This is a genomic window from Amorphus orientalis (genome assembly GCF_030814015.1).
In the GTDB taxonomy this organism is placed as follows: domain Bacteria; phylum Pseudomonadota; class Alphaproteobacteria; order Rhizobiales; family Amorphaceae; genus Amorphus; species Amorphus orientalis.
The window spans coordinates 1,604,119-1,628,521 of sequence record NZ_JAUSUL010000001.1 but is presented as its reverse complement, the minus strand read 5'-3'; the positions used below and the strand labels follow the sequence as shown (position 1 = coordinate 1,628,521).

Sequence of the window (24,403 nt, the reverse complement as noted above, 5' to 3'; positions counted from 1 at the left end):
TCGACCGGCGCCCGCGCTGCCCATCCTCCGACCGTCTGGAGACCCTCATGTCCATACCGTTCCCGACCAGCCCGTCCTTCCCCGACAGCGACCGCTCGGTTCCGCGTCGGCGCCGCCGCGCCGGCGATCTGTCGCGAGACGGTCGGGGGCGTCTGCTCGCCGCACCGCCGATCCTCTCCTACGGCTTTCGACCGTTCTTCTTCGCCGGCGCCCTGTATGCCGGTCTCGCGATTCCGGTCTGGCTCTGGCTCTATTTCGGCGGCCACGCCATGCCCGGCTCCTTTTCCGGCCTGACATGGCACATCCATGAGATGCTGTTCGGCTATCTGGCTGCCGTCGTCGCCGGTTTCATCCTGACCGCGATCCCGAACTGGACGGGCAGACTGCCCCTGAGCGGCGCTCCGCTTGCCGTCCTGGCGGGCCTTTGGCTCATCGGGCGGCTCGCCTGCGCGGTGGTTGCCAACCCCTGGGCCGCGGCGGGGCTCGACCTTCTTTTCCCGCTGGCGCTGATGGCCTCGGTCTGGCGCGAGGTAATCGCCGGCCGGAACTGGAAGAATGCGCCGATTGCAGCGATGCTGACCTTGTTCGCGCTGGGCAACGCCGCCCACCATGCCGGCAACATCGGCCTTCTGCAGAGCGACGCGGGTGTCCGTCTGACCCTTGGGGTCATCGCCATGCTGATCGCCCTGATCGGCGGCCGTATCGTGCCGAGCTTCACGCGCAACTGGCTCGTGAAGGCTGGCGCAGACCGGCTGCCGGCGAGCATGGGTCGGCTCGACAGGATTGCTCTTCTGACCACGGCCCTCGCTGCCCTGTTCTGGATCGCTGTGCCGGACCGGCCGGTCACCGGAGGACTGCTGCTCGCGGCCGGCGGGCTGATCGCAGCGCGCTTGGCCCGCTGGCAGGGGCAAAGCGTGATGCGCGAACCCATCCTGGCGATCCTGCACATCGGTTACGCTTGGCTGGCCGCATCGCTCGCGCTTCTGGGGCTCGCGGTCCTGGCGCCCGCGATGATACCGGCGAGCGCCGCGCTCCATGCCCTCACCGCCGGGGCCGTCGGCACAATGACCCTCGCCGTGATGACGCGGGCGAGCCTCGGCCACACCGGGCGTCCGATCGAGGCCGATGGCTGGACGGTCGCGATCTACGCGGCCGTCACTTTGGGAGCGCTGGCCCGGGTCGCAGCGCCGTTCGCCGCCGGGGCCTACGGGCCGATCCTGGTCGTCGGGGGTATCCTGTGGAGTGGAGCCTTTCTGGGGTTTGCGGTCCGGTTCGGGCCAATCCTCTGGGGCAGACGCGCGACTGCCCGAGCCTGACCAGAATTCTGGTCAGGCCGGCGGGGCACAACCTCCATAAAGTCACTCAAGCCATTGGTTTCACGGTCGTATTCTCCCCGATGAACGGCTCCGTCGAGCACGAAAGGGTTCGGGGGGCAGGCTCCTCCGAACTCTCCCGGGGGTATGAACGGAGCTCGAATTCGTCTAGTTTCAACCTAGCCTGACGGAAGGACGCGTCCGCCTGAACCAGGTCGTGGCGCCCCTGTCGGGACGGGAGGAGGCCATGACCGAAGATGCATCCGCATCACCGGACGCCGTGCCTCAGGCTTCGCGCCGAGCGGAGCTGATCGCGTTCGTTGTCCTCGCCTTTCTGATCTGGCCGGTCGTGGCCGTCGCCGTCGTCGGCGGCTACGGTTTCCTCGTGTGGATGTGGCAGATGGTCTTCGGACCACCCGGACCACCGGGGGGCTGATATGGCGACCGCGTCGACGCTCAGCCGCAGGGCCTTTCTGACCGGCGGACGAACGGCGACCACGGCGCACGTCGCACCACCTGCAATCGCACCTCCCGGAGTACGATCCGACTGGATCGAAGCCTGCACCGGATGCGGCGCCTGCGTGGACGCATGCCCGACCGGCATCATCCGGCTGGTCGAGGAAGTACCCGGCGTGGATTTTTCGATCGGCGAATGCGTCTTCTGCGGTGGCTGCGCCGAGGCATGTCCGGAGCCGGTATTCGAAGACACCGGACCCCCGACCTTCCCGCACACGGTAGAGATTTCGGACACCTGCCTCGTCCAGGCGGGCATCGCCTGCATGACCTGCCGGGACGCCTGCCCTTCCGAGGCGGTCACGCTCCGCCCGCGGATCGGCGGCCCGTTCCTTCCGGAAATCGATGCCGAACGCTGCACGGGTTGCGGCGCATGCATCGCGCCCTGTCCCGTCGATGCGATTTCGGTGTCCACCGAGCCGACGGAGCCCGCCGATGCCTGATCCCAACGCGCATCACGTCTCAAGTGCCGTGGTCATAACGCGCCCGGAGTGCATGAACGCGGTGGCAGCCGAGATCGCCGCGATGGAAGCGACAGAGGTTCATGCCGCCGAAAGCGGCCGGGTCATCGTGGTGCTGGAAGGCAAATCCGCTGGTGAGTTGGGAAATCGGCTGAACGCGATCGCCGGGATCAACGGCGTGATCGCGGCCAACATGGTGTTCGAACAGATCATTGACACGGAGGCCATCTGAGCATGACGGCAGACATCAATCGCCGCGACCTCCTCAAGGCACAGGCCGCCGCCGTCGCCGCGGCCACCGCCGGGATATCGCTGCCGGCTGACGCCCAGCCGGTCACCGGTGGCGTCGAGTCACTCCAGATCAAATGGTCCAAGGCTCCGTGCCGCTTCTGCGGGACAGGCTGCGGTGTCATGGTCGGCGTGAAGGAAGGCCAAGTGGTCGCCACCCATGGCGACATGCAGGCGGAGGTCAATCGCGGCCTCAACTGCGTGAAAGGCTACTTCCTGTCGAAGATCATGTATGGCGAGGACCGTCTCACCACGCCGCTCCTGCGCAAGCGCAACGGCGTCTACGACAAGGACGGCGAGTTCGAGCCCGTCTCCTGGGACGAGGCCTTCGACGTCATGGCTGAGAAGGCCAAAGCGACGCTTGCCGACAAGGGTCCCTCGGCGATCGGGATGTTCGGTTCCGGCCAGTGGACGATCTTCGAGGGCTACGCCGCCTCCAAGCTGATGCGGGCGGGCTTCCGGTCCAACAACCTCGACCCGAATGCCCGTCACTGCATGGCATCCGCCGCAACCACCTTCATGCGCGCCTTCGGTATCGACGAGCCGATGGGGTGCTACGACGACTTCGAACATGCCGACGCCTTCGTCCTCTGGGGCTCCAACATGGCGGAGATGCATCCGATCCTCTGGACCCGGCTTGCCGACCGCAGGCTTGGCCACGAGCACGTGCGCTGCGCCGTCCTGTCGACCTATACCCACCGCTCGATGGATCTGGCCGACATCCCGATCATCTTCCGCCCCGGCACCGATCTGGCGATCCTCAACTACATCGCCAACCACATCATCGAGACCGGCCGGGTGAACGAGGAGTTCGTGCGCAAGAACACGACCTTCATGCGCGGCGCCACCAACATCGGCTACGGGCTCAGACCGGAACATCCGCTTCAGCAGGAAGCGACGGGGGCCGACAATCCCGGCGACATGGAGCCGATCGATTTCGAGGCTTTCCGTGAGCTGGTCTCGGAATACACCCTGGACCGGGTCTCCGAGCTTTCCGGCGTCGAAGCGGGCTTTCTGGAAGAACTGGCCGAGCTCTACGCCGACCCGGATCGGAAGGTGATGTCGCTTTGGACGATGGGCTTCAATCAGCATGTCCGGGGCGTGTGGGCCAATCACATGGTCTACAACATCCACCTTCTGACCGGCAAAATCTCCGAGCCGGGCAACAGCCCGTTCTCGCTCACCGGCCAGCCGTCCGCCTGCGGGACGGCGCGTGAAGTCGGTACGTTCGCCCATCGGCTGCCGGCCGACATGGTGGTCACCAACCCGGAGCATCGTCACCACGCGGAAGAGATCTGGAAGCTTCCGGACGGCCTGTTGCCTGACAAGCCGGGCTACCACGCGGTGCTGCAGGACCGGATGCTGAAGGACGGAAAGCTCAACTTCTACTGGATCCAGGTCAACAACAACCTGCAGGCAGCGCCCAACAGCGGCAACGAGACCTATCCGGGCTATCGCAATCCCGAGAATTTCATCGTCGTTTCGGATGCCTATCCGACCGTCACCGCGATGGCCGCCGATCTCATCCTGCCTGCGGCCATGTGGGTGGAGAAGGAAGGGGCCTACGGCAATGCCGAACGGCGCACCCACACCTGGCATCAGCTGGTCGACGCCCCGGGGGAATCCCGATCGGACCTCTGGCAGCTGGTGGAGTTTTCCAAGCGCTTCACCACGGACGAGGTCTGGCCGTCAGAGATTCTCGACGCCAATCCCGACTATCGGGGGAAGACCCTCTACGAGGTGCTTTTCGCCAACGGCAATGTCGACCGGTATCCGCTTGAGGAGATCGATCCCGACTATGCCAATGCCGAAGCCGACGACTTCGGCTTCTACATCCAGAAGGGCCTGTTCGAGGAGTACGCCGCCTTCGGCCGCGGCCATGGCCACGATCTCGCACCCTACGACCGCTACCATGAAGTGCGCGGCCTGCGCTGGCCCGTCGTCGACGGCGACGAGACGCGGTGGCGGTTCCGCGAGGGCTACGACCCTTACGTCGAGCCCGGTCGCGGCGTGCATTTCTACGGCAAGCCCGATGGCAAAGCTGTGATCCTCGCCGTTCCCTACGAACCGCCTGCGGAAAGCCCGGACGAGGACTACGACCTCTGGCTTGTGACGGGCCGGGTCCTCGAGCACTGGCATTCCGGCTCGATGACGCTGCGCGTGCCGGAACTCTATAAGGCTTTCCCCGGCGCCCGCTGCTTCATGAACGCTGTCGATGCCCGTGAGCGCGGCCTCAACCAGGGCGCCGAAGTGCGCATCATATCCCGGCGCGGCGAGATCCGCTCCCGGGTAGAGACCCGCGGCCGAAACCGGATGCCCTCCGGAGTGATCTTCGTGCCCTGGTTCGACGCCAGCCAGTTGATCAACCGCACGACGCTCGACGCGACCGATCCCATCTCCAAGCAGACGGATTTCAAGAAATGCGCGGTCAAGATCGTTCCCGCCTGATCGCCCGGCATCGGCTGCCGATCGTCGCCGCCGCCGCAACTCTGCTGTTGGCGACGGCGGCCCTCGCCCAGATGGGACCCGAAGAACTCGTCGGGCCGACGCCCCCATCCGAACCCTCGGCGGCGGAGCCGTTGCCCCGCTGGGTGACCGATGACGTGCGAAAGATGCGGGCCTATCCCGAGCAGCCTCCGGTGATCCCGCACTCGATCGAAGGCTACCAGCTCACGGTCAACGCCAACCGCTGCATGACCTGCCACAAGCGGGAATTCACCCAGGCTTCGGGCGCGCCGATGATCAGCGTGACCCACTACATGGACCGCGAAGGCCAGATGCTCGCTGACGTGTCGCCGCGTCGCTACTTCTGCACCGAGTGTCATGTGCCTCAGGCCGACGTTCAGCCGCTGGTCGGCAACACCTTCGTCGACATGAGTGATCTCGGTGTCGGCAAAGCCGGGGATGAGTAGGAGATGGGCCGCCTCAAAGCCTTTCTTCTCCAGGCCTGGCGGATCGTCTCCTCGCCGGCCGGAAAGCTCAGCCTTGGGTTCCTCACGCTGGGCGGTTTCGTCGGAGGCGTCATCTTCTGGGGCGCGTTCAACACCGCGTTGGAAATGACCAACACCGAACAGTTCTGCATCTCCTGCCACGAGATGGAGAGCAACGTGTTCGAGGAGCTGACCAGGACGGTCCACTTCACCAACCGGTCCGGCGTTCGGGCCTCCTGCCCCGACTGCCATGTGCCGCACGACTGGACCGACAAGATCGCGCGCAAGATGCAGGCCTCCAAGGAGGTCTGGGGCCACATCTTCGGCTCTATCGACACGCGGCGGAAGTTTCTCGACCATCGCCTTGCGATGGCGAAGCGGGAATGGGCGCGGCTCAAGGCCAACGACAGCCTGGAATGCCGGAACTGCCATTCGGAAGTGGCGATGGATCTCTCCAAGCAGACCGAACGTGCCGCGGAGATCCACCAGCGCTACCTGATGTCCGGCAAAGCCACCTGCATCGACTGCCACAAGGGCATCGCCCATCAGCTTCCGAACATGGAGGGCGTGGAGCCCGGCTGGCAACCGCCGCACGGGACAGCCGACGAGCCGCTGCCTCAGGCACGCCGGATCGATGAACTCAAGCGCTACGCGGCAACCATCGACGGGTAGCGCCGTCCGGGACCGAGAGCTTCGTCCCCCGGACGGCGGGATTGGGACCTGATTTCCGATTGGCCCCGGCCCGGCGACTGCGCGATCCTGCCGGTCCGCGGCCGGGCCCGGCTATTTCGCCGCCACCTGGGTGGAGAAGATGTCGGCGAAGACCGTCTTGGCCTTGCCCGGATGCCTCACGTCCTGCGCCTCGGCGAGGTTCGTGGGCTCGCCGACCTCGATGACCGCGACCATGCCCATGGCGTAGTGGGGCATGCATTTGATGCCGTAGATGCCTTCCTGATCGAGGGTCACGACGACCTCTTCGTTGAACTTGCCCTTGAACGGCTGCGCGCCATCGGGAACCATGCCCTTGATGGTCTCCGCGTTGTGTCCCTTGTCGGTCGCGACGAACCGGACGGTGTCGCCGGGCGCGGCCTTCACATAGGCGGGCTCGAACACCATCACGCCGGCTTCGCCCTTGTTCAGCATCTTGATCTCGAATTCGGCGGCGTTGGCCGCGCCGGCGAAGCCAACGAGCGCTCCAAGCGCCACGGCTGCGATTGTCTTGTTCATGGTTCTGGTCCTTCCTGTCTGGAGCACGACGGCGTCTTGCCGTTGAGGAAGGAGTAGACCTGCAGCGGCCGTCTTTTTTGTGCTTTCGCAAACTCCGCGGCGGTAGGCTTGACAGAAGGCCTGCGCGGGGCCGGACTCGTCGGACCGTGGTGCTGGTCCGCCGGCGCCATTCACGGCACGCGGCACTGAAGGAGCCCTCCATGCCGACGCTCGACCGTTCGCTCATTCGCGATCTGCCGTCGTTTCGCGGGCTTGAAGCAGACGATCTCGACCTGATCCTGTCTCGCGCCTGGTCGGCGCACTATCCGGCCGGCAGCGAGGTGTTCGGCCAGGGCGAAGAGAACCGCTCCTTCTTTCTGCTCCTGTCCGGTCACCTCCGCGTGGTGAAGACATCCCCTGACGGCCATCAGGTGATCGCCCGCTACATCAACGAAGGCGAACTGTTCGGCATAGGGGTGGCACTCGGCATGCCGACCTATCCGGCCAGCGCCGTCGCGGCGGTCGATTCCGTGGCACTGGCCTGGCCGAACGGCTTCTGGAACGAACTGCAATCCCGACTGCCGTCGGTCGGTCACGCCGCCTACGAGACCATCGGCGCCCGCCTCCAGGAAACACAGGCCCGGGTGGTCGAGGCGTCCACGGAGCAGGTCGAGCAACGCGTCGCCCACACCCTGCTTCGTCTCGTCAATCAGTCGGGACGGAAGATCGCCGATGGCATCGAGATCGACTTTCCGATCACCCGCCAGGACATCGCGGAGATGACCGGTACGACGCTTCACACCGTCAGCCGCCTGCTCAGCGCGTGGGAGGACGAGGGTCTCGTGCGCAGCGCCCGCAAGAAGGTGGTCGTGACCGATGCCCACGGGCTGCTTCTGATCGCCGAAGCCCGGAAGAAGGGCTAGCGCCGCGCGCCCTTCGGCGCGTGAATGCCGGGCCTAGCCTTTAACCCGTGTCCGCCCGCTCACCGCCGACAGCCGCCTCGATGAGATCGGCGGTGAAGCACGCTTCGTCGACCCCGTGCGCGGCACATGCCTCCGCCACGGTGTGGAACGCGTTGATCGGACATCCGATGCACAGCATCCGGTACCGTATGAGAACGCCTATCGTGGCGGGCCAGGTTCGCATGAGGTCATCGAGGACCATGTCGGGGCCCACCGCGCACGGGTCTGTCATTCCAAGCTCCTGCCGGTTTCCTGCAGGAAAGCGCGTGTGCGCCCGTCCGACGTTGCGCTTCGACAAGCTCGATTGACGGTCTCTTGCGATCGGATAACCCGTCACGGAACCCGCAACGCTGTCAATTCGAGGCGGCTACGAACGCACTTCCGAACGGACAAAGCTGTCCGGAAGAGACGCAAGGCCAAACAACCGACATTGTCAGTCAGACAGACGCGGACGGGGCTGTTGTTCGTGCCTCAATCCGAACTATTCCGGCCGGGCGTGGTCGAAAGAGCCGCTGATGCCAGCCCCTTCCGCGTCCGCGCGAAGATCGAATTCCGCCCCGTAGCTCTCGCCCGTGCGGGTGATCGTGACGGACCCGGCGGCGGGCTCGCCGTTGACCCGCGCCGTCAGCAGGCCGTCGTTGCCCGGCTCGTAGGTACCGATCTCCGGCTCTTCGGAAAAAGCAATGTGCGCCGCTGGCTCGTCGTGGAACCCGGTCGAGAGGGAGAAGGCAGGGCCGGCGCCGCTCACGTCCGTCTTGACCGTGTCGAACGCGGGCCCTTCGAGCTTTCCGCTGCCGCTGATCGACGCCTCCAGGCCGGGCGCATAAGGGATTCCCTTGAAGGCACCGCGCACGGTGATTGCATCGCCGTCACCCATCAGCGGGCCCATCGTTAGGGCGAAGCGGCCGGTGGCGCCGTCCCGATCCATCCGCACGATCTCCACCGCGCCTTCCGGATCCGATGCAAACGGGGTCGGCCGGCCACCGAGCGGACCGGCGACCGCGGAGACGGCGAGCGGAACCGCGCTCGGTCCGACGTCGAAAAAGGCCTCTTCGACCGCGTGCATGCCGGGCTCCACCGCGTCGGTCACATGAAGACCGACGGTGACGCCGGGGTTGTCCACCCCTTCCATCTCCACCAGGGCGGACCCGAGCGCCATCGAGATCACGAAAGGGCCGGTCTCGTTGGTCGCGTCCGGGGCAAAGTCGTCATAGGTGTAGCGCGCGCGCTGACTGGCCTCGCCGGAGATGATCCCCGTTTTCGGCGTACTGGCATCGGCCGTCGTCACCGGGACGGTCGTCGCTTCGGCCTCAGCGGCTCCGCTGACCCAGAGCGAATACTGGCCGGGGCCGAGTGCATCCAGGGCGGGCAGATCCGCTGACGGGCTTTGGGCCAAAGCACAGGCCGGCACCAACAGCACGGCAAGGGTGCCCGTTGCGGCAAGGCTTGCGGGGAATGATTTCATCGAGGCTCTCCAGGATTTGTTGTCAGTCGTGCCCTTTCGCGATTGGGATCCCCGCGGCCGGCGCCGCGGCCGGGGCCATCGGGCGGGTTCCCGGACTTCGAACTTCCGCCTTCCCCCAACCGACCTATTCGGCCGCCAGGATCTCGATCCGGTCGAACTCCACCACGGTCTGCTTATCGCCCCACGTACCTGCAAAAAGGGCCGGATCGCCGGCCGCCCGCAGCACCTGCACCGGCTCGGTCTCGATCACCTCCGGCCCCCCGTCGGTCATCGCCCAGCCATTCATCTCCAATCGGGCTCGATACTCCCGTCCTTGCTTGGCAAGCACCAGGCGGACGCCCTTCTCCTTGAAGTCGGTGAGAATGCGCGCGAGGTCGTAGCCACGAATGTCGCCGGCGATCTCAACGGAATCGCTGGTTGCGTTGCCACCTGAAGTGCTGGTGATCTGCAGGTGCATGTCATCGTTGGAATTGCCCTGCCGGTAGATCCGCGCGACGATGTTGTTTTCCGGATCGGAGAACAACGCCACCTCGACCACCGCCTTACGGCCGCCGAGTGTTTGCACTTCACCCAGTTCGGCCCTGAACTCGGCTGCGATCTCCCAGTCACCCTCCGGAAGCTCCGCCTCACGCCAGCGGAAGACATTCGGCTGCTCCGGATCGTCGATGTTGCCGGGCCGAGCGGTCAGCGCCACGAGCTTGCCACCGTCCAGCACATAGTTCTGCGGAGCGGGGTGCGCGATTTCCCATCCCGCTCCGAGTTCGGCGCGATCGAACTCGTCGACCGCGATCGGTCCGGCCGGCTCCGGTTCAGGCTCCGCGGCGACCTCCTGCAGCGCGCCGGTCAGGCTTTCGGCATCCTCGGCCGCGAGGTAGCGACCGCCGGTCGCCTCGGCCAGACACGCAAGCTGGTCGGTGCTCTCTGCGATATCGAAGCCGATCACATGTGTCTTGAGACCGGTGCCACCGGCCGCCAGTTCATCGCCGAGAGCGCACAGATCGGCGCCGCAATTCTCCAACCCGTCGGTGACGACGATAACCGACGAGGACATCGCGTCGCCGATCGCATCGGAGGCGGCACGCACCGAGCCGCCGATCGGAGTCTTGCCGCGCGGCGTTACCTCGGACACGGCCGCGTTGACGGTATCCATGTCGAGCGGGCCGGGCGCGACCAGGGTTTCGATGTCGCCGCAGTCGGCTTCCCGGCGATGCCCGTAGGCCATCAGCCCGAGAGCCCGGCCCTCCGGCCAGTCGGCGACCAGCCGTCCGATCGCCTCTCGAGCGATCTCGATCTTGGACGTGCCGTCGATCTGGCCCCACATCGAGCCGGATCCGTCGAGCACGATCATGGTCGTCTCGCTCGAGGTCTCCGGCTGCGCACTCGCCGGTGCGGCGGAGAGGCAGAGCGCACCCAGCGTCGCTAGCATCATCCATCGCTGCATGTCTTGGCTTCCCTTGCTGTTCATTGGCTCAAGCGCGGACCTGACGCGCAGGTCGCGGGGCTGTCGTTGTGCAGGTGCACCCATCAGCTGCTCGGCTCTGGGCACTTAGGAGATCGTCACGTCCCTCGCCGCGAACATCGCGGATCTGCAGCGCCACCTGCTCCGCGCGGAGCTCGATCCGTCCGTTGCCGATACGCTTCCGTCGGAAATCGCCACGCGGGCTCCCGCCCTCGCCTACTTCACTTCGATTATCGCCCGGCTCAGCACCGCCTGCCCCGGGATGTCGAGGAACCGAAACTCGTAAGATCCCGGCGCGTCCGGCATGGTGAAGCTCATCGGCGGCTCGTTGCCGACCTTGTGCACCTCGATCCATGTGAAGTCGGCCTGGTCAGCCTTGGCGAGCGCGATCCGCTGGTCGGCGCTGTCGGAACCTCCCGTCCAGCCCACCTGGATCTCCTCCCCGGGGCTGGCCGTCTTCGGCACGTCAAGCGAGGCGCCGGCATCGAGGGCCGCCGTCTCCGGCACGATCTCCACCTGCGTGCTAGCCAGCATCCGCCGGCCTTCGTCGAGCACGTAGCGCACTTCGTAGAGGCCCGGCTTCTCGGGCGCACGCAGCGTGGTGGCGTCGCCGTCGCCGACCCGCTCGTGATTGCCGATCTCGTCCTCCTCGGAACCCGCCGGAACCACCGTGATAATGTCGCGTCCGCTCGGCGCGGTACCGGTCCAGCTGACCTCAATCTCTCCCTTGGCCCGGACCGTGTCCGTGGCCGACACCGAGACGTCCGGCTCCGTCACCTCGACGGTCGCATCGGCAAGCGGACGCCGGCCCTCGTCGAGCACGTAGCGCACCTGATAGAGGCCGGGCTTGCCGGGAGCCCGCAGCTTCGCCGGGTTGCCGTCGTTCACCCGTTCGTGGTTGCCGATCTCGTCCGCTTCCGCCCCCATGGGAACGATCGTCAGGATGTCGCGGCCGCTCACCGTGCCGCTCCACGACACCTCGAATGAACTTCCCGCGACCACGCTGTCCGGAGCAGAAATCTGGACCTGCGCGTCGGTCACCTCGACCGGCACCGAGGCCAGCACACGGCGCCCTTCGTCGAGCACATAGCGCGCTTCGTACATGCCGGGCTCGGCCGGCGCCCGCAGCGTCACCGGCTTGCCGTCGTTCACCCGCTCATGGTTGCCGATCCGGTCGTCGTCCGAGCCCGCCGGCACGATCGTCAGGATATCCCGGCCGTTCACCGTGCCGCTCCACGACACCTCGAACGAGCTTCCCGCAACCACGCTGTCCGGCGCAGAAACCTGCACCTGCGCGTCGGTCACCTCGACCGGCACCGAGGCAAGCACGCGGCGCCCCTCATCGAGCACGTAGCGCGCCTCGTACATGCCGGGCTCGGCCGGCGCCCGCAGCGTCACCGGATTGCCGTCGTTCACCCGCTCGTGGTTGCCGATCCGGTCGTCGTCCGAGCCCGCCGGCACGATCGTCAGGATATCCCGGCCGTTCACCGTGCCGCTCCAGGACACCTCGAGCTCGCCGCCCCGCGTCACGCTGTCGGGCGCCGAAATCTCGACCTGGGGATCCGTCACCTCGACGGAGGCGGAGCCCAGCACCTCGCGCCCCTCGTTCGAGACATAGCGCACCTCGTACATGCCGGTTTCGGCCGGCGCCCGAAGCGTGACCGGATTGCCGTCGCTCGCCCGCTCATGGTTGCCGATCTGGTCGTCGTCGGCTCCGGTCGGCACGATCGTCAGGATGTCGCTGTCGTCGAGCGTCTTGCTCCACGAGGCTTCGAAGTCGCCACCCGCCGGAATGCTTGCCGGAGCCGTCACCTCGATGTCCTCGGTCGGCTCCGGCTCGGGCTCGGGTTCCGGCGCTGCCTGCGTGACTTCGGAGCCCACTTCCTTGAAGGCATCGCGCAACTCACCGGCGTTCGCCGCGGTCAGGAACCGGCCTCCCGTCTCCTCGGCAATGCAGGCAAGGCCCTTCTGCTCCTCCGCGCTGTCGAGGCCGAAGCCGATGACGTGGGCGGTAAAGCGCACGCCGCTGCGCTTGAGCTGTCCGGCGAGCGCGCACGGATCGCGGTTGCAGCTCTCGATCCCGTCGGAGATGACGACAACGGTCGCCGGGTTGTCGCGATAGGACAGCGTCTCCGCCGCCTGCTCGATCGCGGAGGTGAGAGGGGTCTTGCCGCGCGGCACGATGCCCTCGACGTTCGACATGAACGCGTCCCGATCCATCGGGCGAGGCGGAATGATCGTCTCGATGTCCGAGCAGTCCGCCTCGCGGCGATGGCCGTAGGCCATCAGGCCGAGATTCGTGTCCTTGTCCCACGCCCCGACAAGCTCGGTCATCGCGTCGCGCGCAATCTCGATCTTCGCGGTGCCGTCGATCTGGCCCCACATCGAGTTCGACCCGTCGAAGATGACCATGACGTCATCCGCCGCCCGCGCGCTTCCCGTACCGCCAAGCGTCAGCGTGCAGGCGATGAGACCGAGGCATATGGCTCGGAGCATGTGGATTCCCCCTTCTGTTCGCTGGTTCCGCATCGGGATCGCCTAGCCGCCAGCAAAGGCGGCGGAGATCCCGCCCGCGCGCGTGCCGTCGCCCTTGCCACCCTCGCCGCCGGTGCGGCGTTCGCCGAGGTCGAGCACGTCGACGACGTTGAAGATCATCTGGATTTCCCTGAGCAGTTCTTCCGCCCGCTCGCGGTCGGTGGCGTCCTTGCCCACGGCACCGCCCTCGAAGAAGTCGGCGTCCGTTCGCAACGCCACCAGGAGACGGTTGCCGCGAAAGGCGAGCGACATGCGCTTGCCGGCGTTCAGCCGCCCGGCGAGCGAGACCAGCCGCTCCATGAAACGAGGCTGAAGCAGGTAGCGCGCCTCGACCTGATCGTCGGAATAGACCTCGAACTGGCGCTCGAACTCGGGATCCTCGAGCGTCACGCGTTCGCCGCTCTGCGTCAGCCCCTTCAGCTTGTTGCCGAGCCAGGTCATGTCCGACAGCACCACGGTGTCGCCGCTGAAGGGCTCGGCAAAGCCATAGGCCAGCAGCAGGCCATCGAAGGCTTCCTCGCTCTTCCTGTCGATGGAATTGCCGCGGCTGTTGTCGCGGACTCTCGTCAGCACAGCCTCGCAGATCTGGATATCGACGCCCCGATGCCTGCCGGAAATCCCGTCGCGCAGCCGGTGCTTGTCGAAGCGCGGAAGGATCTCGGCGTCGCGGAAAGCGTCAATCGGGAAGTCGAAGCCTTTCGTCTTGTAGTCGAGGCCGAAAAAGGCACACGTCCGGCCCACCAGGATCCGCTTGAACGGAGCGCGCGCGAGCTTGCCGAGCAGGATCGCACCGCCGATCCCCCCGAACAGGAGCGCGCCGCCGGCGAAGCCGAGCGTATCGCGGTCCATCCCGAGGCTCGGCGCCAGCATGCCGGCCGACAGGAACAGCAGCAGCCCCACGCCTGAGAGGCCCCACAACGCCCTGACGCCGAAAGCCATGAGCTTGCGGCGTCCCTCGATCTGCGCCAGATCGGGGGCAATCTCGGCCTCGTAGTAGGCACCGAAGTCGGCACGGTCGAATCCGGTCTCTTCGCGGCTTGCCACGCTCTTCATTCTTCCCCTCATTCTCACTCGGTCGAGGCTTTCGGCAGGTTGATGTAGCTGTCGGCGTCGATCGGCCGGCGCACCGCCTCGTCCTCGATCTCGAAGAACGGCATGGCCTGGACACCCGCGATGCCGGCGATGAGCGGGCCGGGCCAAACCTGGATGGCGCTGTTCAGGTCGGTGACGGCGGAATTGTAGAAGCGCCGCGCTGCGGAGATGTGCCCCTCGACCTCGTTGAACGTCTCCTGCGCCTGCACGACCGTCTCGCTGGAACGCAGCTCCGGATAGTTCTCTGCCAGCGCGAAAAGTTGGCGGACGCCGGCCTGGAGCGAACCTTCCGCGTCGAGATGCTCGCGCACCTCCGCCTGCTGGTTCGGGTCGTAGGGCTTCTGCGCCTGGTTGCGCAGGTCCGTCACCCGCGTGAGCAGGTCACGCTCGTGCGCCATGAAGCGGTCGGCGAGCTTGAGGATGTTGGGCAGAAGGTCGTGGCGCTTGCGCAACTGCACGTCGATGGACGACAGCGCCTCCTGAGCCCTGTTCCGCCGCCGGATCAGGGTCGCGTACCAAATATAGCCGATGACCAGCACAATGGGGCCGATCACCCAGAACCAGACACTCATGGTGGATTTCTCGTGGCTCCCTTCGCCGGCCGCGAACGGCACTCCAGCCCGGCTCGCGGACACGCCGCCGGCCGAACCGATGCTGAGGAGGCTCTACTACGGACGCTCCCAGCCCGCCCCGTTCGTTCGGACGGGCTGCCGGCGTGTCTTGTGGCTGCGACCCGAGGGCGGGGCGCTGGCGTGGTCTTCGCCGAGCTCGGCGGGGACGAGCGGCAGCTGGAGCGTGAAGGTCGAGCCGAGCCCTTGCTTGGAGCGAAGGCTCAGCGAGCCGCCCAGCGTTTCGGCGATCCTGCGCGAGACGTTGAGCCCGACGCCGGTGCCGGGATAGCCGGCCGCGGTGCGGGCACGAAAAAAGCGGCTGAACACCTGCCCCTGCTCATCGTCGGGAATGCCGATCCCGTCGTCCCGCACCGAAAAGGCGAGCGAATCGCCATCAGCCTGCAGCGTGACGACGACGCGCTCGCCCTCCGGCGAATACTTGATGGCATTCGACAGGAGATTGGCGAGCACCTGCTCGACGAGAACGGGATCGCTGAGCACCCGGCGCGGCACGTTGGCACCGACGTTCAGGTCGACCAGGCGTCCCGGCGTGGCCTCAAGCTGTCGATGCCGGACGTTTTCCAGGAGCGCCACCGGATCGCAGACCTGCTCGCAAACCTCGATCTTTCCGGCATCGGCCTGCATGCCATCGAGCGTGGTGTCGATCAGCGTCGTCAGGTCCCCGATCAAGTGGCGCATCCTGCGCACGCGCTGCGCGATCTCCTCGCGCGGCATCAGCTCTCCGCGCCGCAGGATGCGCTGCATCGAGGCGTCCATGACCGACAGCGGCGTCCGGAACTGATGCGACACCAGGTCGACGAAGCTGCGATACGCCTCGCGCATCTCGGTTTCCCGGCGCAGGGCCTGCTGCGCCTGCTGATTGGCGAGCACGGCCCGCACCATCAGGATGGAGATCATGCCGCCGAGCCCGGCGATGGCGAGGATCGAGGCGATCACCTGAACGATGGCGGAATGCTCTGCGTCGAGCCGTTCCCCGATGGCGTTCCACTGACTGACCATGGCCTTGTTGGCAGCCCGGCCGAGCAGTTGTTCGAGAGGCCCCAGCACGCCGTGGATGCGGCCGGCCAGCTCGACGTCTCCCACCGACAGCGAGGAGACCTGGGGATCCAGGGCGAGTACGTCCTGCTTCCGCCTCTCGATAGGTTCGGCAAAGCCGCGATCGGCCAGATAGCGGGCTTGCGGCCCCTGGGTCAGCAGGTTGAGGCGGCTCAGCAGCACGTTGTAGCGCCGCTCGAGCGCCACGTCGCCGGGCACGCCCCCCGCGCGCCGCGCCACCGCGCTGTCGAGAAGCAGCGTCGCGGCATGCGCCTGGGAGAGCGCCCACAGCATGTTGTTGTCGACGTGGCGGCGCGTCTCGGCCGCCGGCCCCCAGAGCCGGACGAGCGCGAAGACGAGCAGCATGACGAATGCGAATATCGCGACACCTGAGACGGAAAAGGCGAGCCGGGCCTTCCTGCCGCCGATCATCGGATCTTCAGCCGGTCGAGCTGCCAGACCCATCGGTAGTCGTAGCGGATGTCCTGCAGCTCGGCGTACTGGTCGCGCGGGTAGACGATCCAGAGCGGACCCTTGTCGCGCGCCGTCAGCCGCTTGCCGTCCATCCGCAGCGCCACCAGCACCTCGAAGCGGGAAAAGTCGTCCAGCGGGATGTCGACGACATAGTCGTTGAGGGCGTGCGCCACCGCCGTTTCGCCGTGCGCCCCGACCGCGTCCAGCAGGTCCTGCATCCGGAAGCCGCGGAAAGTCTTCACACCGTCGGTGACGACAGTGGTGGTCTTCAGCGTGTGCTGCGGCAAGGCCGTCAGCCCGTCTCGATCGAACACCGCCGTGTCGCCGTCATTGGTGCAGTCGATCGACCCGGAAATCTCCAGCAGGACTTTTCCGGTCGGTTCCGGCAGGTCGCACGCAGCCTCCGCAGAGCGCGGGGTCGACACCGACAGAACGGACAGTGCGACGACGAGCGGCACCATAAGCCGCCGCAGGCCAGCGGCTCCCGGGCCCGACCCCCTTGCCGCCGGATCCTTCCCTCTCGCCTGCATCACGTCTCCCCACGCGCCGATGATGCGCGCGTCGAAGCACACCAAAACCGGCCGCGCGTGTCCATGGCCGGGCAGAAATTCGTGCCGATGGTTCTGTGTTACTCGGCGGGGGCCGGCGCGTCCGCGGACGGCGCAGCCGTGCCGCCCTGCATCGCCTGCTCCTTCAGCCGGCGGAACTTGCCGGAAAGCTGCTCGAGTTTCGCATCCCAGGCCGGATCCGGCTCCTGTCCCTCGATCGTCCGGAAATAAACCTCCATCATGCAGGTGATGGCGAACGGCTCGAGAAGGGCCGCCTTGACGCTCCAGGCGAAGAGGAGCGCGAAGACGAGCCCGCCAGCCGACCAGGCGCCCGGGATGACGTAGACGGCAAGCGCCGCCGGCGCCAGCATGACGAGGAAGACCAGGAAGGACAGGCCGTAGACGAAGACGGCCAGCCAGGCGGCGTTCTTGAACATCGGCCTGTAGTTCTGGCCGTAGAGGACCAGCCCTTCGCGCGCGGACTCCCAGGCATTGGTCGAGCGGGTGCGGATCGCATAAGCGAGGATCACCTCGTCGACGAAGCCCACCGCGATGCGCAGGAACGCATGCGCGACGCCGACGAGCTGCTGCACGCCGGGGATCGGCACCAGCGTGAGAACGCCGCGCACCAGGCCCGTGATCGCCTGGATGACGCCGGCGATCAGCCGGTCGACGCCGAAGAGGATGCTCGCCTGCCCGAAGCGTTCGGTGACGACGTGCCTTGCATGCCCGATCTGCGAGCGGCCCTGCGGCATCTCGCGGCCGTCGAGCAGCTCCACCAGCACCGCGATGTGCCCGGCCTTCACGATATAGAGGATGTAGCTGCGCAGGAGATACATCACCGCGGCGACGCCACCGAAGCCGATGATCCCGCCCCAGAACGTCGTGGTCGCCTGGAAGTCGGCGTCTCCGAACCCGCCGACGCCCCATCCGACGCCCGCGCCGACGCCGGTGACGAGCACGTAGGCCACCGCCGCGCCAAAATAGATCGCCATCCTCAACAGGATGAAGGGCATCGTCCGGACCATCAGGCTGAGGGCCCGCGCAATCGAGAAATCCCACATCTCTGCTCTCTCCTCCGTGGCCCGCGGGCCGTTCACGTCGGTCCTTAGCCGGGGATGGGGTGCGTGTCCCCGTCCGAACGGACAGGCACCGGCGCATCGTCAATGCCGTGACGTACGACACTGCATCACACCCCGTGACTCCGGCTCCATAGCGAGAAAATGTGTCGGTCAGTCTCGAATCTCAGTCCGGCCAGCGGCCATGCGAGGACAAATCCGTGCTATCCAGTGCCAGTGACGCCGGCAGGCCGATCATCCTCTGCGTCGAGGACGAGGCCGACCTTCGCCGTGACATCGCGGAAGAGCTCGCCTCGAGCGGATACGATGTGCGTCAGGCCTCCGACGGGCTCGAGGCCCTCACGGAACTCCAGACGACCCGCCCCGACCTCATCCTGTGCGACATCACCATGCCCCGCCTCGACGGCTACGAGCTGATGAAGTCCGCACGGCTGAAGCATCCCGAGCTGGCCGACGTGCCGTTCGTGTTCCTGACGGCCCTCAGCAGCCGTGACGACATCCTGTCGGGCAAGCTCGCCGGGGCTGACGACTACCTGGTGAAGCCGGTCGACTTCGACCTGATGCTGGCGAGCATCGAGGCGCGTCTCAGCCAGGTCAGGCGCGTGCGCGGGAAGGTGCGTGACGAACTGGAGACCGCCAGGCGGGCCGTCGGCGGCTTGCAGGGCGGCGGCGAGGACTGGACGGCCGCTGCCGCCGGCGCGCTCGACCTGATTGCGGTCGGGGTCGTGCTGACCGACCGGTCGCGCCAGGTCGTCTTCGCCAATCGCGCCGCCAGGCGCCTGGCCGAGGAAGACGACGGGATCGGCATCGGGACGACGCTGCAACCGGCGTCGCCGGACGCGACGGGACGGCTGAGCGCAGCCTTGCGCCGTGTCGCCGAGCTGGCCGCGCGCGGAAACGAGGAGCAGATCGGGCTCAGCCTGCCGCGTCCGTCCGGCCGGCGCGACCTGCTCGCGATCATCTGCGCCTTGCCGCAGGAGGCTGCGACCGGAGACGGAGGACCGACGTCGATCGTCTTCCTGTCGGACCCCGATCGCCGCCCCGCCTTCTCCGACGCGTTCATCGCTCCCCTGTTCGGGCTGACGTCGGCGGAATCGCAGCTGGCGCTGGCGCTCGCCGAAGGCAAGCGGCGCGAGGACATCGCCCGCGAGTTCGGCATCTCGCAGACGACCGTCGCCTTTCACATGCGCAACCTCTTCCAGAAGACCGGCACGCATCGCCAGGCCGACCTGGTGGCACTGCTTCTGGTCGGACTTGCCGCCGTCTCGCCCGAAACCGGCTGAGCCGGCCGGCCTCATCAGGGCCAGGCCGCCTGCCTGGTCTCCGTGCGTCCGGTCCACGTCACGCTTTTCCATCGGATCTCGGGTTTCAAAAGGACAAGCCGCGGTTACTCGTCCTCTCAGCACGTTTGGCAATGGCCCGGTTGGGCGGCGGACCTGCGCATCGTAAAGGCGAGCGCCCGACGACCGGGAGCCAAGACCCGCCAGCCTCCACGGCCATGCTCTCCAACTCGACGCAGTTTGGATACAGGCGGAACGCGACCAATTTAATAAATATCTGTAATTGTTAGCAGAATTCGTCGCTCTATCGTCGCGTTCCCGTTTACTTGTCTCTCTTGTTTCGCCGATAGTGATAGAGGGGAGATACAAATGACGTCGCTCTATCGGGACACTGCAGACCGACTTCTGACCGAGCTGGAGTCCGGCGCATGGCGCGAAGGAGCGATGATCCCCTCCGAGGCGCACCTGCAGGAGACCTTCGGCATCAGCCGAACGACGGTGCGCCGCGCCCTCGCCCTGCTGGAGCGCGACGGACACATCGAACGCCGCCAGGGTCTCGGGTCGTTCTACCGCTCCCGCAAGATTGGCAAGTCGATTTCGAGCCGGGTCGATTTCCATACGGAGGGCCGCACGCACGGGCAGATGCCCTCCACCCGCGCCCTCTCCTTCACCGCGCGCAACGCCACCATTTCGGAACGGGCGATCTTTGGTCCCGAGGCCCGCGGAGGGGTCGTCGAGCTGAGGCGGCTGAGGCTGCTCAACGGCCAGCCGACGGTGTTCCAGATCTCTGTGCTGTGCCATGTCGGCATTCAGGACCTGAAGCGCTCCGATTTCGAGAACACCTCGCTCTATGCTCTGTTGTCGTCCCGCTTCGAGCTGGTTGTCTCCGACGTCGACGAGACGCTTGAGGCCGTGAACGCCGATGGCGACGTCGCTCAGGTGATGGGTATCGAACCCGGCATCGCGATCTTCAACACCCACCGTATCGCCCGCGACGCCGCGGGCCGTGTGGTCGAACTTTCCAATAATTTTGTCCGGGCGGACCGCTACTATTTCTCCTTCTCCGGCTCGATCGAGGAATTCGGACGATGAGCTCCATCCTGGCCGTCGATCTCGGCGGGTCGGCGCTGAAGGCCTGCCTGTTCGGCCCCGAGGGCGACGTGCACGGACAGGCTTCCGTGCCGCTGTCCTTCGACGAGGACCCGACCGGACGGTCGGAGCAGGATCCGGACGTCTGGTGGCAGGCGCTGGTGCGCTGCGCCTCCGAGATCGCGGAGACCAGCGCGACCGCCTTCGACGATGTGGCCGCGGTCGCGATCTGCGGTCTGACGCGCACGCAGGTCTTTCTCGGGGCGCGCCGGCAGGTCCTGCGCCCGGCCATCGGCTTCCGCGACACCCGCGCCCTCGGTCCCGCCAGGGAGGCGCTGGCAAGCCCCTCCGTCGCGTCGCATCCGGCGGCAGATCATCTGAACGCCTTCCATCCGATGTCGCGGCTGTTGTGGCTCAAGCACAACGAACCGGAAGCCTGGGCGGCGACGCGCCTGGTCCTCGACCCGAAGGATTACCTCAACCTGCGCCTGACCGGTCACGCCCGCTCGGATCGGATATCCCAGCACTGGCTGCTGATGAGCCTGCGCGGCGGCTCGCCCTCGCTGGCCGAGGTCGCCGGCATCGACCGGGACGTCCTTCCCGAGATCGGCACACCGCACGACGCCGTCGGCGAGGTCCTTCCCGATCTTCCGGGGCCGCTCGCGCGGCTCGCCGGCGCCCGCGTCTTCTGCGGCAGCAACGACACCTGGACCGGCGTCGCCGGCCTCGGCGCCCTGCACCCGGGACGCGCCTACTGCATTTCCGGATCTTCCGAGGTTTTCGGCCTGATCAGCACGCGCCCCGCCGACGCCGCCGGACTGATCACCATTGCCTGGGGGGAAGACACCTGGCAGATCGGCGGCCCCGGCCAGAACGGTGCCAACGCGCTCACCTATTTCACCGACCTGCTCAACCCGGGCGACGGCCCGTTCTCCGACCGACTTGCCGCGCTGCTCGCCCGATCCACAAGCAAGCGGCCGCTTCTGTTCCATCCCTACCTGCACGGCGAGCGCACCCCGTTCTGGGACAGCGACCTGCGCGGCAGCTTCTTCGGGCTGACAGCGGCGCACGGGCCGGGCGACATGATCCGTGCCGTGATGGAAGGCGTCGCCTTCGTCAACCGGACGGTGCTCGAGCGCGCGGAGACCGCCGGCGGAGACCGGGCCACGGAGATCCGCATCGCCGGCGGCGGCGGTCGCAGCGCCGTGTGGAACCAGATCCGCGCCGACATTCTCGGCCGGCCGGTGCTCGCCGCCCCGGATCGGCAAATGGGACTGCAGGGTTGCCTCGCGATCGCGCGCGTCGGCCTCGGGCTCGACCCGGACATCGGTACCGCCGGAGACACGATCGCCACCGACTTCGACCGCTTCGACCCCAACCCGGTGGCCCGCGCCCGCTACGACGCGCTGTTCGACGTCTTTCAGGACAGTCACGAGGCCGTCGCCACCACCTCCCATCGCCTCGCCGACATCGGGCGCAGCTGCTTTGCAAGCCCGGCGAGGACATCCGCGCAGAGCCAAGGAGTTGCATCCGCATGAAGACGTTGTTTCAGGACCGCTATGGCGAGGCCAAGCTGTTGATCGGCATGGTGCACACCCTGCCCATGCCCGGCTCCCCGCTGTACGATCGCACCGGCGGCATGCGGAAGGTGGTGCGCCAGGCCCAGGCCGAGGCCAGGATTCTGCGGGACACGGGATTCCACTCGATCATGTACTGCAACGAGTCCGACATGCCGTACCGGCAGAACAACCCGGTCGAGACGGTTGCCGCCATGGCCGATCTGATCGCCGAGTGCCGGGCCGAGATCGACCTGCCGCACGGGGTCAACATGCTGATCGACCCGATCGCCTCGATCTCGATCGCCCACGCCACCGGAGGCGGCTTCGTCCGCTGCTTCCTCACCGGCGCCTATGTCGGCGACCTCGGCCAGTACATCCCTGACGCCGCTCGTGTCCTCAAGCTGCGCGCGGACCTCGACGCGACCGACATCGCGATCATCTCCAACGTCACGCCCGGCTTCTCCATCAACCTCGACACCCGCTCGGTGACCGAGGCCGCGAAAGGCGCGGTCTTCCTCGGCCTGGCTGACGCCGTTTGCGTTTCCGGTCCGGCGGCCGGCGTCGAAGCGGAACTTCAGGCCGTGAGCGCGGTCGCGAACGCGGTTCCGGATACGCCGGTCGTCGTGGGGACCGGCGTGTCGTCGGCCAACATCGCGCAGCTGGCGACGGTCGCCGATGCCTTCATCGTTGGCACCTCGATCAAGCAGGACGGAAAGACGCTGAACCCGGTCGATCCCCACCGGGCGCAGGCGCTGACGGCGGCGCTGGCGGCATGAGCGAAGCTCCCGTCGCCCTCGTCACCGGTGCGGCCGGCGGCATCGGCCGCGCCACGATCGCGGCCCTGAAGCGGGACGGCTGGCGCATCTGCGCCACCGACCTCGCAGGCGCGCCGTCGGACGACGGCCACGGGGACCTCTTCGTGGCGGCGGATCTTCTCGACCGGACCGCCCCCGCCCACATCGTAGAGGCCGCCATCGGCCGGTTCGGCCGTATCGACGGTCTCGTGCACTGCGCGGGAACATCGCATGTCGCCGCCTTCCCCAACCAGGAAGACGACGACTGGGATCGGGTCATCGACATCAACCTCTCCGCCGCCCATCGCATGGCAAAGGCCGTCGGCAAGGCGCTCGCCGCCAGCGCACACGGCGGGGCGATGGTGTTCATCTCGTCGATCGCCTGGCTCAGCGGGGGCGCCAATCCCGGCTATGGCGCGGCCAAGGCAGGGATCAACACGCTGACGTTCAACATCGCCCAGGCCATGGGGCCGCAGGGCGTCCGGGCGAATGCGATCGCCCCCGGGATCATCGCCACGGACATGGTGCGCGGCGCCTTTCCCGACGACGCCTTTGCCCGTCTGGAAGCGGCGGCCTCGGCCCGCACGCCGCTCAGACGGCTTGGCCAGGCCGGGGACGTCGCAGAACTGGCTGCCTTTCTTCTCTCCGATCGGGCCAGCTTCATCACGGGCGCGACGGTACCCGTTACCGGCGGCCTGGAATTGCTCCCGCCAATCGGAAAACTTCTAGAGGCAAATTAGTGAAGCTGTTCATCGCCAAATACGGAACAGCGCTCGCCGGCCTTGCGGTGCTGATCTTCTTTGTCCTGTTCGCGCGCAATTTCGCGTCCCAGGCGAATCTGCTCAACGTTCTGAAGCAGATGAGCTTCCTGACGATTTTGGCGCTCGGCTTCACCTTCGCCCTGATCACCTCCGAGCTTGACCTGTCGTTCGCCAGTCTGTGCAGTCTGGCCGCCGTGGTGACGGGCGGACTCATCTACGGCGGCACTTATTGGCCGCTGGCGATCCTCGCCGGCCTCGCCGTTGGTACCGCCGGCGGCTACCTGAACGGCCTGCTGGTGACCGTCGCCAAGGTGCCGTCGCTGATCGCGACCCTCGGCAGCGCCTCTGTGGCGAACGGCTTCGCCTTCATGATCACCGGCGGCGTCGCCTTCGTCGGAAGCTGGGACCCGGCCTTCCTAGCGCTGGCGCGCGGCCGCGTACACGGCTTTCCCGTACTGATTTTCTTCATGGCCGCCGCGGTGCTCGTCGCCTGGTTCATGACCAAGCGTCTCAAGCTCGGCGTCCACATGCTGGCCACCGGCGAAGCCCAGGACGCAGCACGCCGGGCCGGCGTGCAGACACAGCGCATGAAGCGGATCGGCCTGACCCTGTCCGGCTTCGCAGCCGGGCTGACCGCCGTGCTCCTGGTGGCGAACCTCAGCTCCGCAGCTCCGCAAATGGCGGGCGACTTCCTCCTCAATGCCATCGCGGCCGTGCTTCTCGGCATGACGATGTTCGAACCGGGTCGGCCGAACATGGCTGGAACCTTCGTCGGCGCCCTGATCATCTCGGTGCTCGGCAACGGCCTCGTTCTGCTCGGCGCCCCCTATTACCTGCAAGACATCATGCTTGGCCTCATCGTGATCGGATCGGTCAGCGTGTCGGCCAGCGTCCTGAAGAAGGCTGCGTTTTCCGTCTGACGCAGTCG

General features: G+C 66.8%; 24 protein-coding genes. 14 read left to right on the top strand and 10 right to left on the bottom strand.

Going from position 1 to position 24,403, the window contains the following annotated elements; translation table 11 throughout:
• The first annotated feature begins 47 nt into the window (after positions 1–47).
• The 7 genes from J2S73_RS07375 to J2S73_RS07345 all read left to right on the top strand — a co-directional run bounded on the left by J2S73_RS07375 (position 48) and on the right by J2S73_RS07345 (position 6,177).
• Positions 48–1,316: an NnrS family protein gene (locus J2S73_RS07375; RefSeq protein ID WP_306884818.1), complete on the top strand. Its 1,269-nt coding sequence runs from the start codon at positions 48–50 to the stop codon at positions 1,314–1,316.
• A 244-nt stretch (positions 1,317–1,560) separates the two neighbouring features.
• A complete protein-coding gene (napE, locus tag J2S73_RS07370; protein ID WP_306884817.1) occupies positions 1,561–1,749 on the top strand; it encodes a periplasmic nitrate reductase, NapE protein in 189 nt (62 codons plus the stop codon).
• A gap of 1 nt (position 1,750) precedes the next feature.
• Positions 1,751–2,269 (top strand): ferredoxin-type protein NapF, encoded by a 519-nt coding sequence (gene napF / locus J2S73_RS07365; RefSeq protein ID WP_306884816.1) that lies wholly within the window; start codon positions 1,751–1,753, stop codon positions 2,267–2,269.
• Complete coding sequence (locus J2S73_RS07360; RefSeq protein WP_306884815.1) at positions 2,172–2,519, top strand: chaperone NapD; 348 nt, start codon at positions 2,172–2,174, stop codon at positions 2,517–2,519. Before napF ends, J2S73_RS07360 begins: the two co-directional genes overlap by 98 nt.
• Positions 2,520–2,521: 2 nt before the next feature.
• Entirely contained in the window at positions 2,522–5,023 is a 2,502-nt protein-coding gene (gene napA, locus J2S73_RS07355) for a periplasmic nitrate reductase subunit alpha (RefSeq protein WP_306884813.1), read from the top strand.
• Positions 4,996–5,487 carry a nitrate reductase cytochrome c-type subunit gene (locus J2S73_RS07350; protein ID WP_306884812.1) on the top strand — a complete coding sequence of 164 codons (492 nt, stop codon included), beginning with the start codon at positions 4,996–4,998 and terminating at the stop codon, positions 5,485–5,487. The genes napA and J2S73_RS07350 overlap by 28 nt, the downstream gene beginning before the upstream one ends.
• 3 nt (positions 5,488–5,490) lie before the next feature.
• A complete protein-coding gene (locus J2S73_RS07345) occupies positions 5,491–6,177 on the top strand; it encodes a cytochrome c3 family protein (protein ID WP_306884811.1) in 687 nt (228 codons plus the stop codon).
• 111 nt (positions 6,178–6,288) lie between these two features.
• Here the strand turns inward: J2S73_RS07345 and J2S73_RS07340 are convergent, their stop codons facing one another.
• Positions 6,289–6,732 carry a pseudoazurin gene (locus tag J2S73_RS07340; protein ID WP_306884810.1) on the bottom strand — a complete coding sequence of 148 codons (444 nt, stop codon included), beginning with the start codon at positions 6,730–6,732 and terminating at the stop codon, positions 6,289–6,291.
• Positions 6,733–6,932: 200 nt separating this feature from the next.
• On the opposite strand from J2S73_RS07340, the gene J2S73_RS07335 reads away from it, so the two are divergent.
• Positions 6,933–7,634: a Crp/Fnr family transcriptional regulator gene (locus tag J2S73_RS07335; protein ID WP_306884809.1), complete on the top strand. Its 702-nt coding sequence runs from the start codon at positions 6,933–6,935 to the stop codon at positions 7,632–7,634.
• Positions 7,635–7,674: 40 nt separating this feature from the next.
• Here the strand turns inward: J2S73_RS07335 and J2S73_RS07330 are convergent, their stop codons facing one another.
• The 9 genes from J2S73_RS07330 to J2S73_RS07290 all read right to left on the bottom strand — a co-directional run bounded on the left by J2S73_RS07330 (position 7,675) and on the right by J2S73_RS07290 (position 17,977).
• On the bottom strand, positions 7,675–7,905 hold the full coding sequence (locus J2S73_RS07330; RefSeq protein ID WP_306884807.1) for a DUF1858 domain-containing protein: 231 nt from the start codon (positions 7,903–7,905) through the stop codon (positions 7,675–7,677).
• A gap of 249 nt (positions 7,906–8,154) precedes the next feature.
• On the bottom strand, positions 8,155–9,138 hold the full coding sequence (locus J2S73_RS07325) for a hypothetical protein (protein WP_306884806.1): 984 nt from the start codon (positions 9,136–9,138) through the stop codon (positions 8,155–8,157).
• A gap of 124 nt (positions 9,139–9,262) precedes the next feature.
• Complete coding sequence (locus tag J2S73_RS07320; protein ID WP_306884804.1) at positions 9,263–10,579, bottom strand: vWA domain-containing protein; 1,317 nt, start codon at positions 10,577–10,579, stop codon at positions 9,263–9,265.
• 234 nt (positions 10,580–10,813) lie between these two features.
• Positions 10,814–13,093 (bottom strand): VWA domain-containing protein, encoded by a 2,280-nt coding sequence (locus J2S73_RS07315; RefSeq protein WP_306884803.1) that lies wholly within the window; start codon positions 13,091–13,093, stop codon positions 10,814–10,816.
• A 42-nt stretch (positions 13,094–13,135) separates the two neighbouring features.
• A complete protein-coding gene (locus J2S73_RS07310) occupies positions 13,136–14,185 on the bottom strand; it encodes a DUF3137 domain-containing protein (RefSeq protein ID WP_306884802.1) in 1,050 nt (349 codons plus the stop codon).
• A 14-nt stretch (positions 14,186–14,199) separates the two neighbouring features.
• Entirely contained in the window at positions 14,200–14,796 is a 597-nt protein-coding gene (locus tag J2S73_RS07305; protein ID WP_306884801.1) for a LemA family protein, read from the bottom strand.
• Positions 14,797–14,892: 96 nt separating this feature from the next.
• Complete coding sequence (locus tag J2S73_RS07300; protein WP_306884800.1) at positions 14,893–16,323, bottom strand: sensor histidine kinase; 1,431 nt, start codon at positions 16,321–16,323, stop codon at positions 14,893–14,895.
• Positions 16,320–16,895, bottom strand: coding sequence for a putative pterin-binding protein (locus J2S73_RS07295; RefSeq protein WP_306884799.1), 576 nt, complete (start codon positions 16,893–16,895; stop codon positions 16,320–16,322). The genes J2S73_RS07300 and J2S73_RS07295 overlap by 4 nt, the downstream gene beginning before the upstream one ends.
• 98 nt (positions 16,896–16,993) lie before the next feature.
• Complete coding sequence (locus J2S73_RS07290) at positions 16,994–17,977, bottom strand: hypothetical protein (RefSeq protein ID WP_306884798.1); 984 nt, start codon at positions 17,975–17,977, stop codon at positions 16,994–16,996.
• A gap of 215 nt (positions 17,978–18,192) precedes the next feature.
• Here J2S73_RS07290 and J2S73_RS07285 point away from each other — a divergent pair, with 215 nt between their 5' ends.
• The 6 genes from J2S73_RS07285 to J2S73_RS07260 all read left to right on the top strand — a co-directional run bounded on the left by J2S73_RS07285 (position 18,193) and on the right by J2S73_RS07260 (position 24,395).
• Positions 18,193–19,275 (top strand): response regulator, encoded by a 1,083-nt coding sequence (locus J2S73_RS07285; protein WP_306884797.1) that lies wholly within the window; start codon positions 18,193–18,195, stop codon positions 19,273–19,275.
• Positions 19,276–19,641: 366 nt separating this feature from the next.
• Complete coding sequence (locus tag J2S73_RS07280; protein ID WP_306884796.1) at positions 19,642–20,364, top strand: GntR family transcriptional regulator; 723 nt, start codon at positions 19,642–19,644, stop codon at positions 20,362–20,364.
• Entirely contained in the window at positions 20,361–21,899 is a 1,539-nt protein-coding gene (locus J2S73_RS07275; RefSeq protein WP_306884795.1) for a xylulokinase, read from the top strand. The genes J2S73_RS07280 and J2S73_RS07275 overlap by 4 nt, the downstream gene beginning before the upstream one ends.
• Positions 21,896–22,696 (top strand): BtpA/SgcQ family protein, encoded by an 801-nt coding sequence (locus J2S73_RS07270; protein WP_306884794.1) that lies wholly within the window; start codon positions 21,896–21,898, stop codon positions 22,694–22,696. The genes J2S73_RS07275 and J2S73_RS07270 overlap by 4 nt, the downstream gene beginning before the upstream one ends.
• A complete protein-coding gene (locus tag J2S73_RS07265) occupies positions 22,693–23,454 on the top strand; it encodes an SDR family NAD(P)-dependent oxidoreductase (protein WP_306884793.1) in 762 nt (253 codons plus the stop codon). The genes J2S73_RS07270 and J2S73_RS07265 overlap by 4 nt, the downstream gene beginning before the upstream one ends.
• Positions 23,454–24,395 carry an ABC transporter permease gene (locus J2S73_RS07260; protein ID WP_306884791.1) on the top strand — a complete coding sequence of 314 codons (942 nt, stop codon included), beginning with the start codon at positions 23,454–23,456 and terminating at the stop codon, positions 24,393–24,395. Before J2S73_RS07265 ends, J2S73_RS07260 begins: the two co-directional genes overlap by 1 nt.
• The last annotated feature ends 8 nt before the right edge of the window (positions 24,396–24,403 follow it).

Excerpts from the sequence above, each read along its gene's own strand:
- J2S73_RS07300 (WP_306884800.1), bottom strand. The coding sequence starts at position 16,323 with ATGATCGGCGGCAGGAAGGCCCGGCTCGCCTTTTCCGTCTCAGGTGTC.
- napA (WP_306884813.1), top strand. The coding sequence starts at position 2,522 with ATGACGGCAGACATCAATCGCCGCGACCTCCTCAAGGCACAGGCCGCC.
- napE (WP_306884817.1), top strand. The coding sequence starts at position 1,561 with ATGACCGAAGATGCATCCGCATCACCGGACGCCGTGCCTCAGGCTTCG.
- napF (WP_306884816.1), top strand. The coding sequence starts at position 1,751 with ATGGCGACCGCGTCGACGCTCAGCCGCAGGGCCTTTCTGACCGGCGGA.
- J2S73_RS07265 (WP_306884793.1), top strand. The coding sequence starts at position 22,693 with ATGAGCGAAGCTCCCGTCGCCCTCGTCACCGGTGCGGCCGGCGGCATC.
- J2S73_RS07275 (WP_306884795.1), top strand. The coding sequence starts at position 20,361 with ATGAGCTCCATCCTGGCCGTCGATCTCGGCGGGTCGGCGCTGAAGGCC.
- J2S73_RS07320 (WP_306884804.1), bottom strand. The coding sequence starts at position 10,579 with ATGCAGCGATGGATGATGCTAGCGACGCTGGGTGCGCTCTGCCTCTCC.
- J2S73_RS07305 (WP_306884801.1), bottom strand. The coding sequence starts at position 14,796 with ATGAGTGTCTGGTTCTGGGTGATCGGCCCCATTGTGCTGGTCATCGGC.
- J2S73_RS07325 (WP_306884806.1), bottom strand. The coding sequence starts at position 9,138 with ATGAAATCATTCCCCGCAAGCCTTGCCGCAACGGGCACCCTTGCCGTG.
- J2S73_RS07280 (WP_306884796.1), top strand. The coding sequence starts at position 19,642 with ATGACGTCGCTCTATCGGGACACTGCAGACCGACTTCTGACCGAGCTG.
- J2S73_RS07295 (WP_306884799.1), bottom strand. The coding sequence starts at position 16,895 with ATGCAGGCGAGAGGGAAGGATCCGGCGGCAAGGGGGTCGGGCCCGGGA.
- J2S73_RS07345 (WP_306884811.1), top strand. The coding sequence starts at position 5,491 with ATGGGCCGCCTCAAAGCCTTTCTTCTCCAGGCCTGGCGGATCGTCTCC.
- J2S73_RS07330 (WP_306884807.1), bottom strand. The coding sequence starts at position 7,905 with ATGACAGACCCGTGCGCGGTGGGCCCCGACATGGTCCTCGATGACCTC.
- J2S73_RS07335 (WP_306884809.1), top strand. The coding sequence starts at position 6,933 with ATGCCGACGCTCGACCGTTCGCTCATTCGCGATCTGCCGTCGTTTCGC.
- J2S73_RS07360 (WP_306884815.1), top strand. The coding sequence starts at position 2,172 with ATGCCGAACGCTGCACGGGTTGCGGCGCATGCATCGCGCCCTGTCCCG.
- J2S73_RS07290 (WP_306884798.1), bottom strand. The coding sequence starts at position 17,977 with ATGTGGGATTTCTCGATTGCGCGGGCCCTCAGCCTGATGGTCCGGACG.
- J2S73_RS07315 (WP_306884803.1), bottom strand. The coding sequence starts at position 13,093 with ATGCTCCGAGCCATATGCCTCGGTCTCATCGCCTGCACGCTGACGCTT.
- J2S73_RS07375 (WP_306884818.1), top strand. The coding sequence starts at position 48 with ATGTCCATACCGTTCCCGACCAGCCCGTCCTTCCCCGACAGCGACCGC.
- J2S73_RS07270 (WP_306884794.1), top strand. The coding sequence starts at position 21,896 with ATGAAGACGTTGTTTCAGGACCGCTATGGCGAGGCCAAGCTGTTGATC.
- J2S73_RS07350 (WP_306884812.1), top strand. The coding sequence starts at position 4,996 with ATGCGCGGTCAAGATCGTTCCCGCCTGATCGCCCGGCATCGGCTGCCG.
- J2S73_RS07310 (WP_306884802.1), bottom strand. The coding sequence starts at position 14,185 with ATGAAGAGCGTGGCAAGCCGCGAAGAGACCGGATTCGACCGTGCCGAC.
- J2S73_RS07340 (WP_306884810.1), bottom strand. The coding sequence starts at position 6,732 with ATGAACAAGACAATCGCAGCCGTGGCGCTTGGAGCGCTCGTTGGCTTC.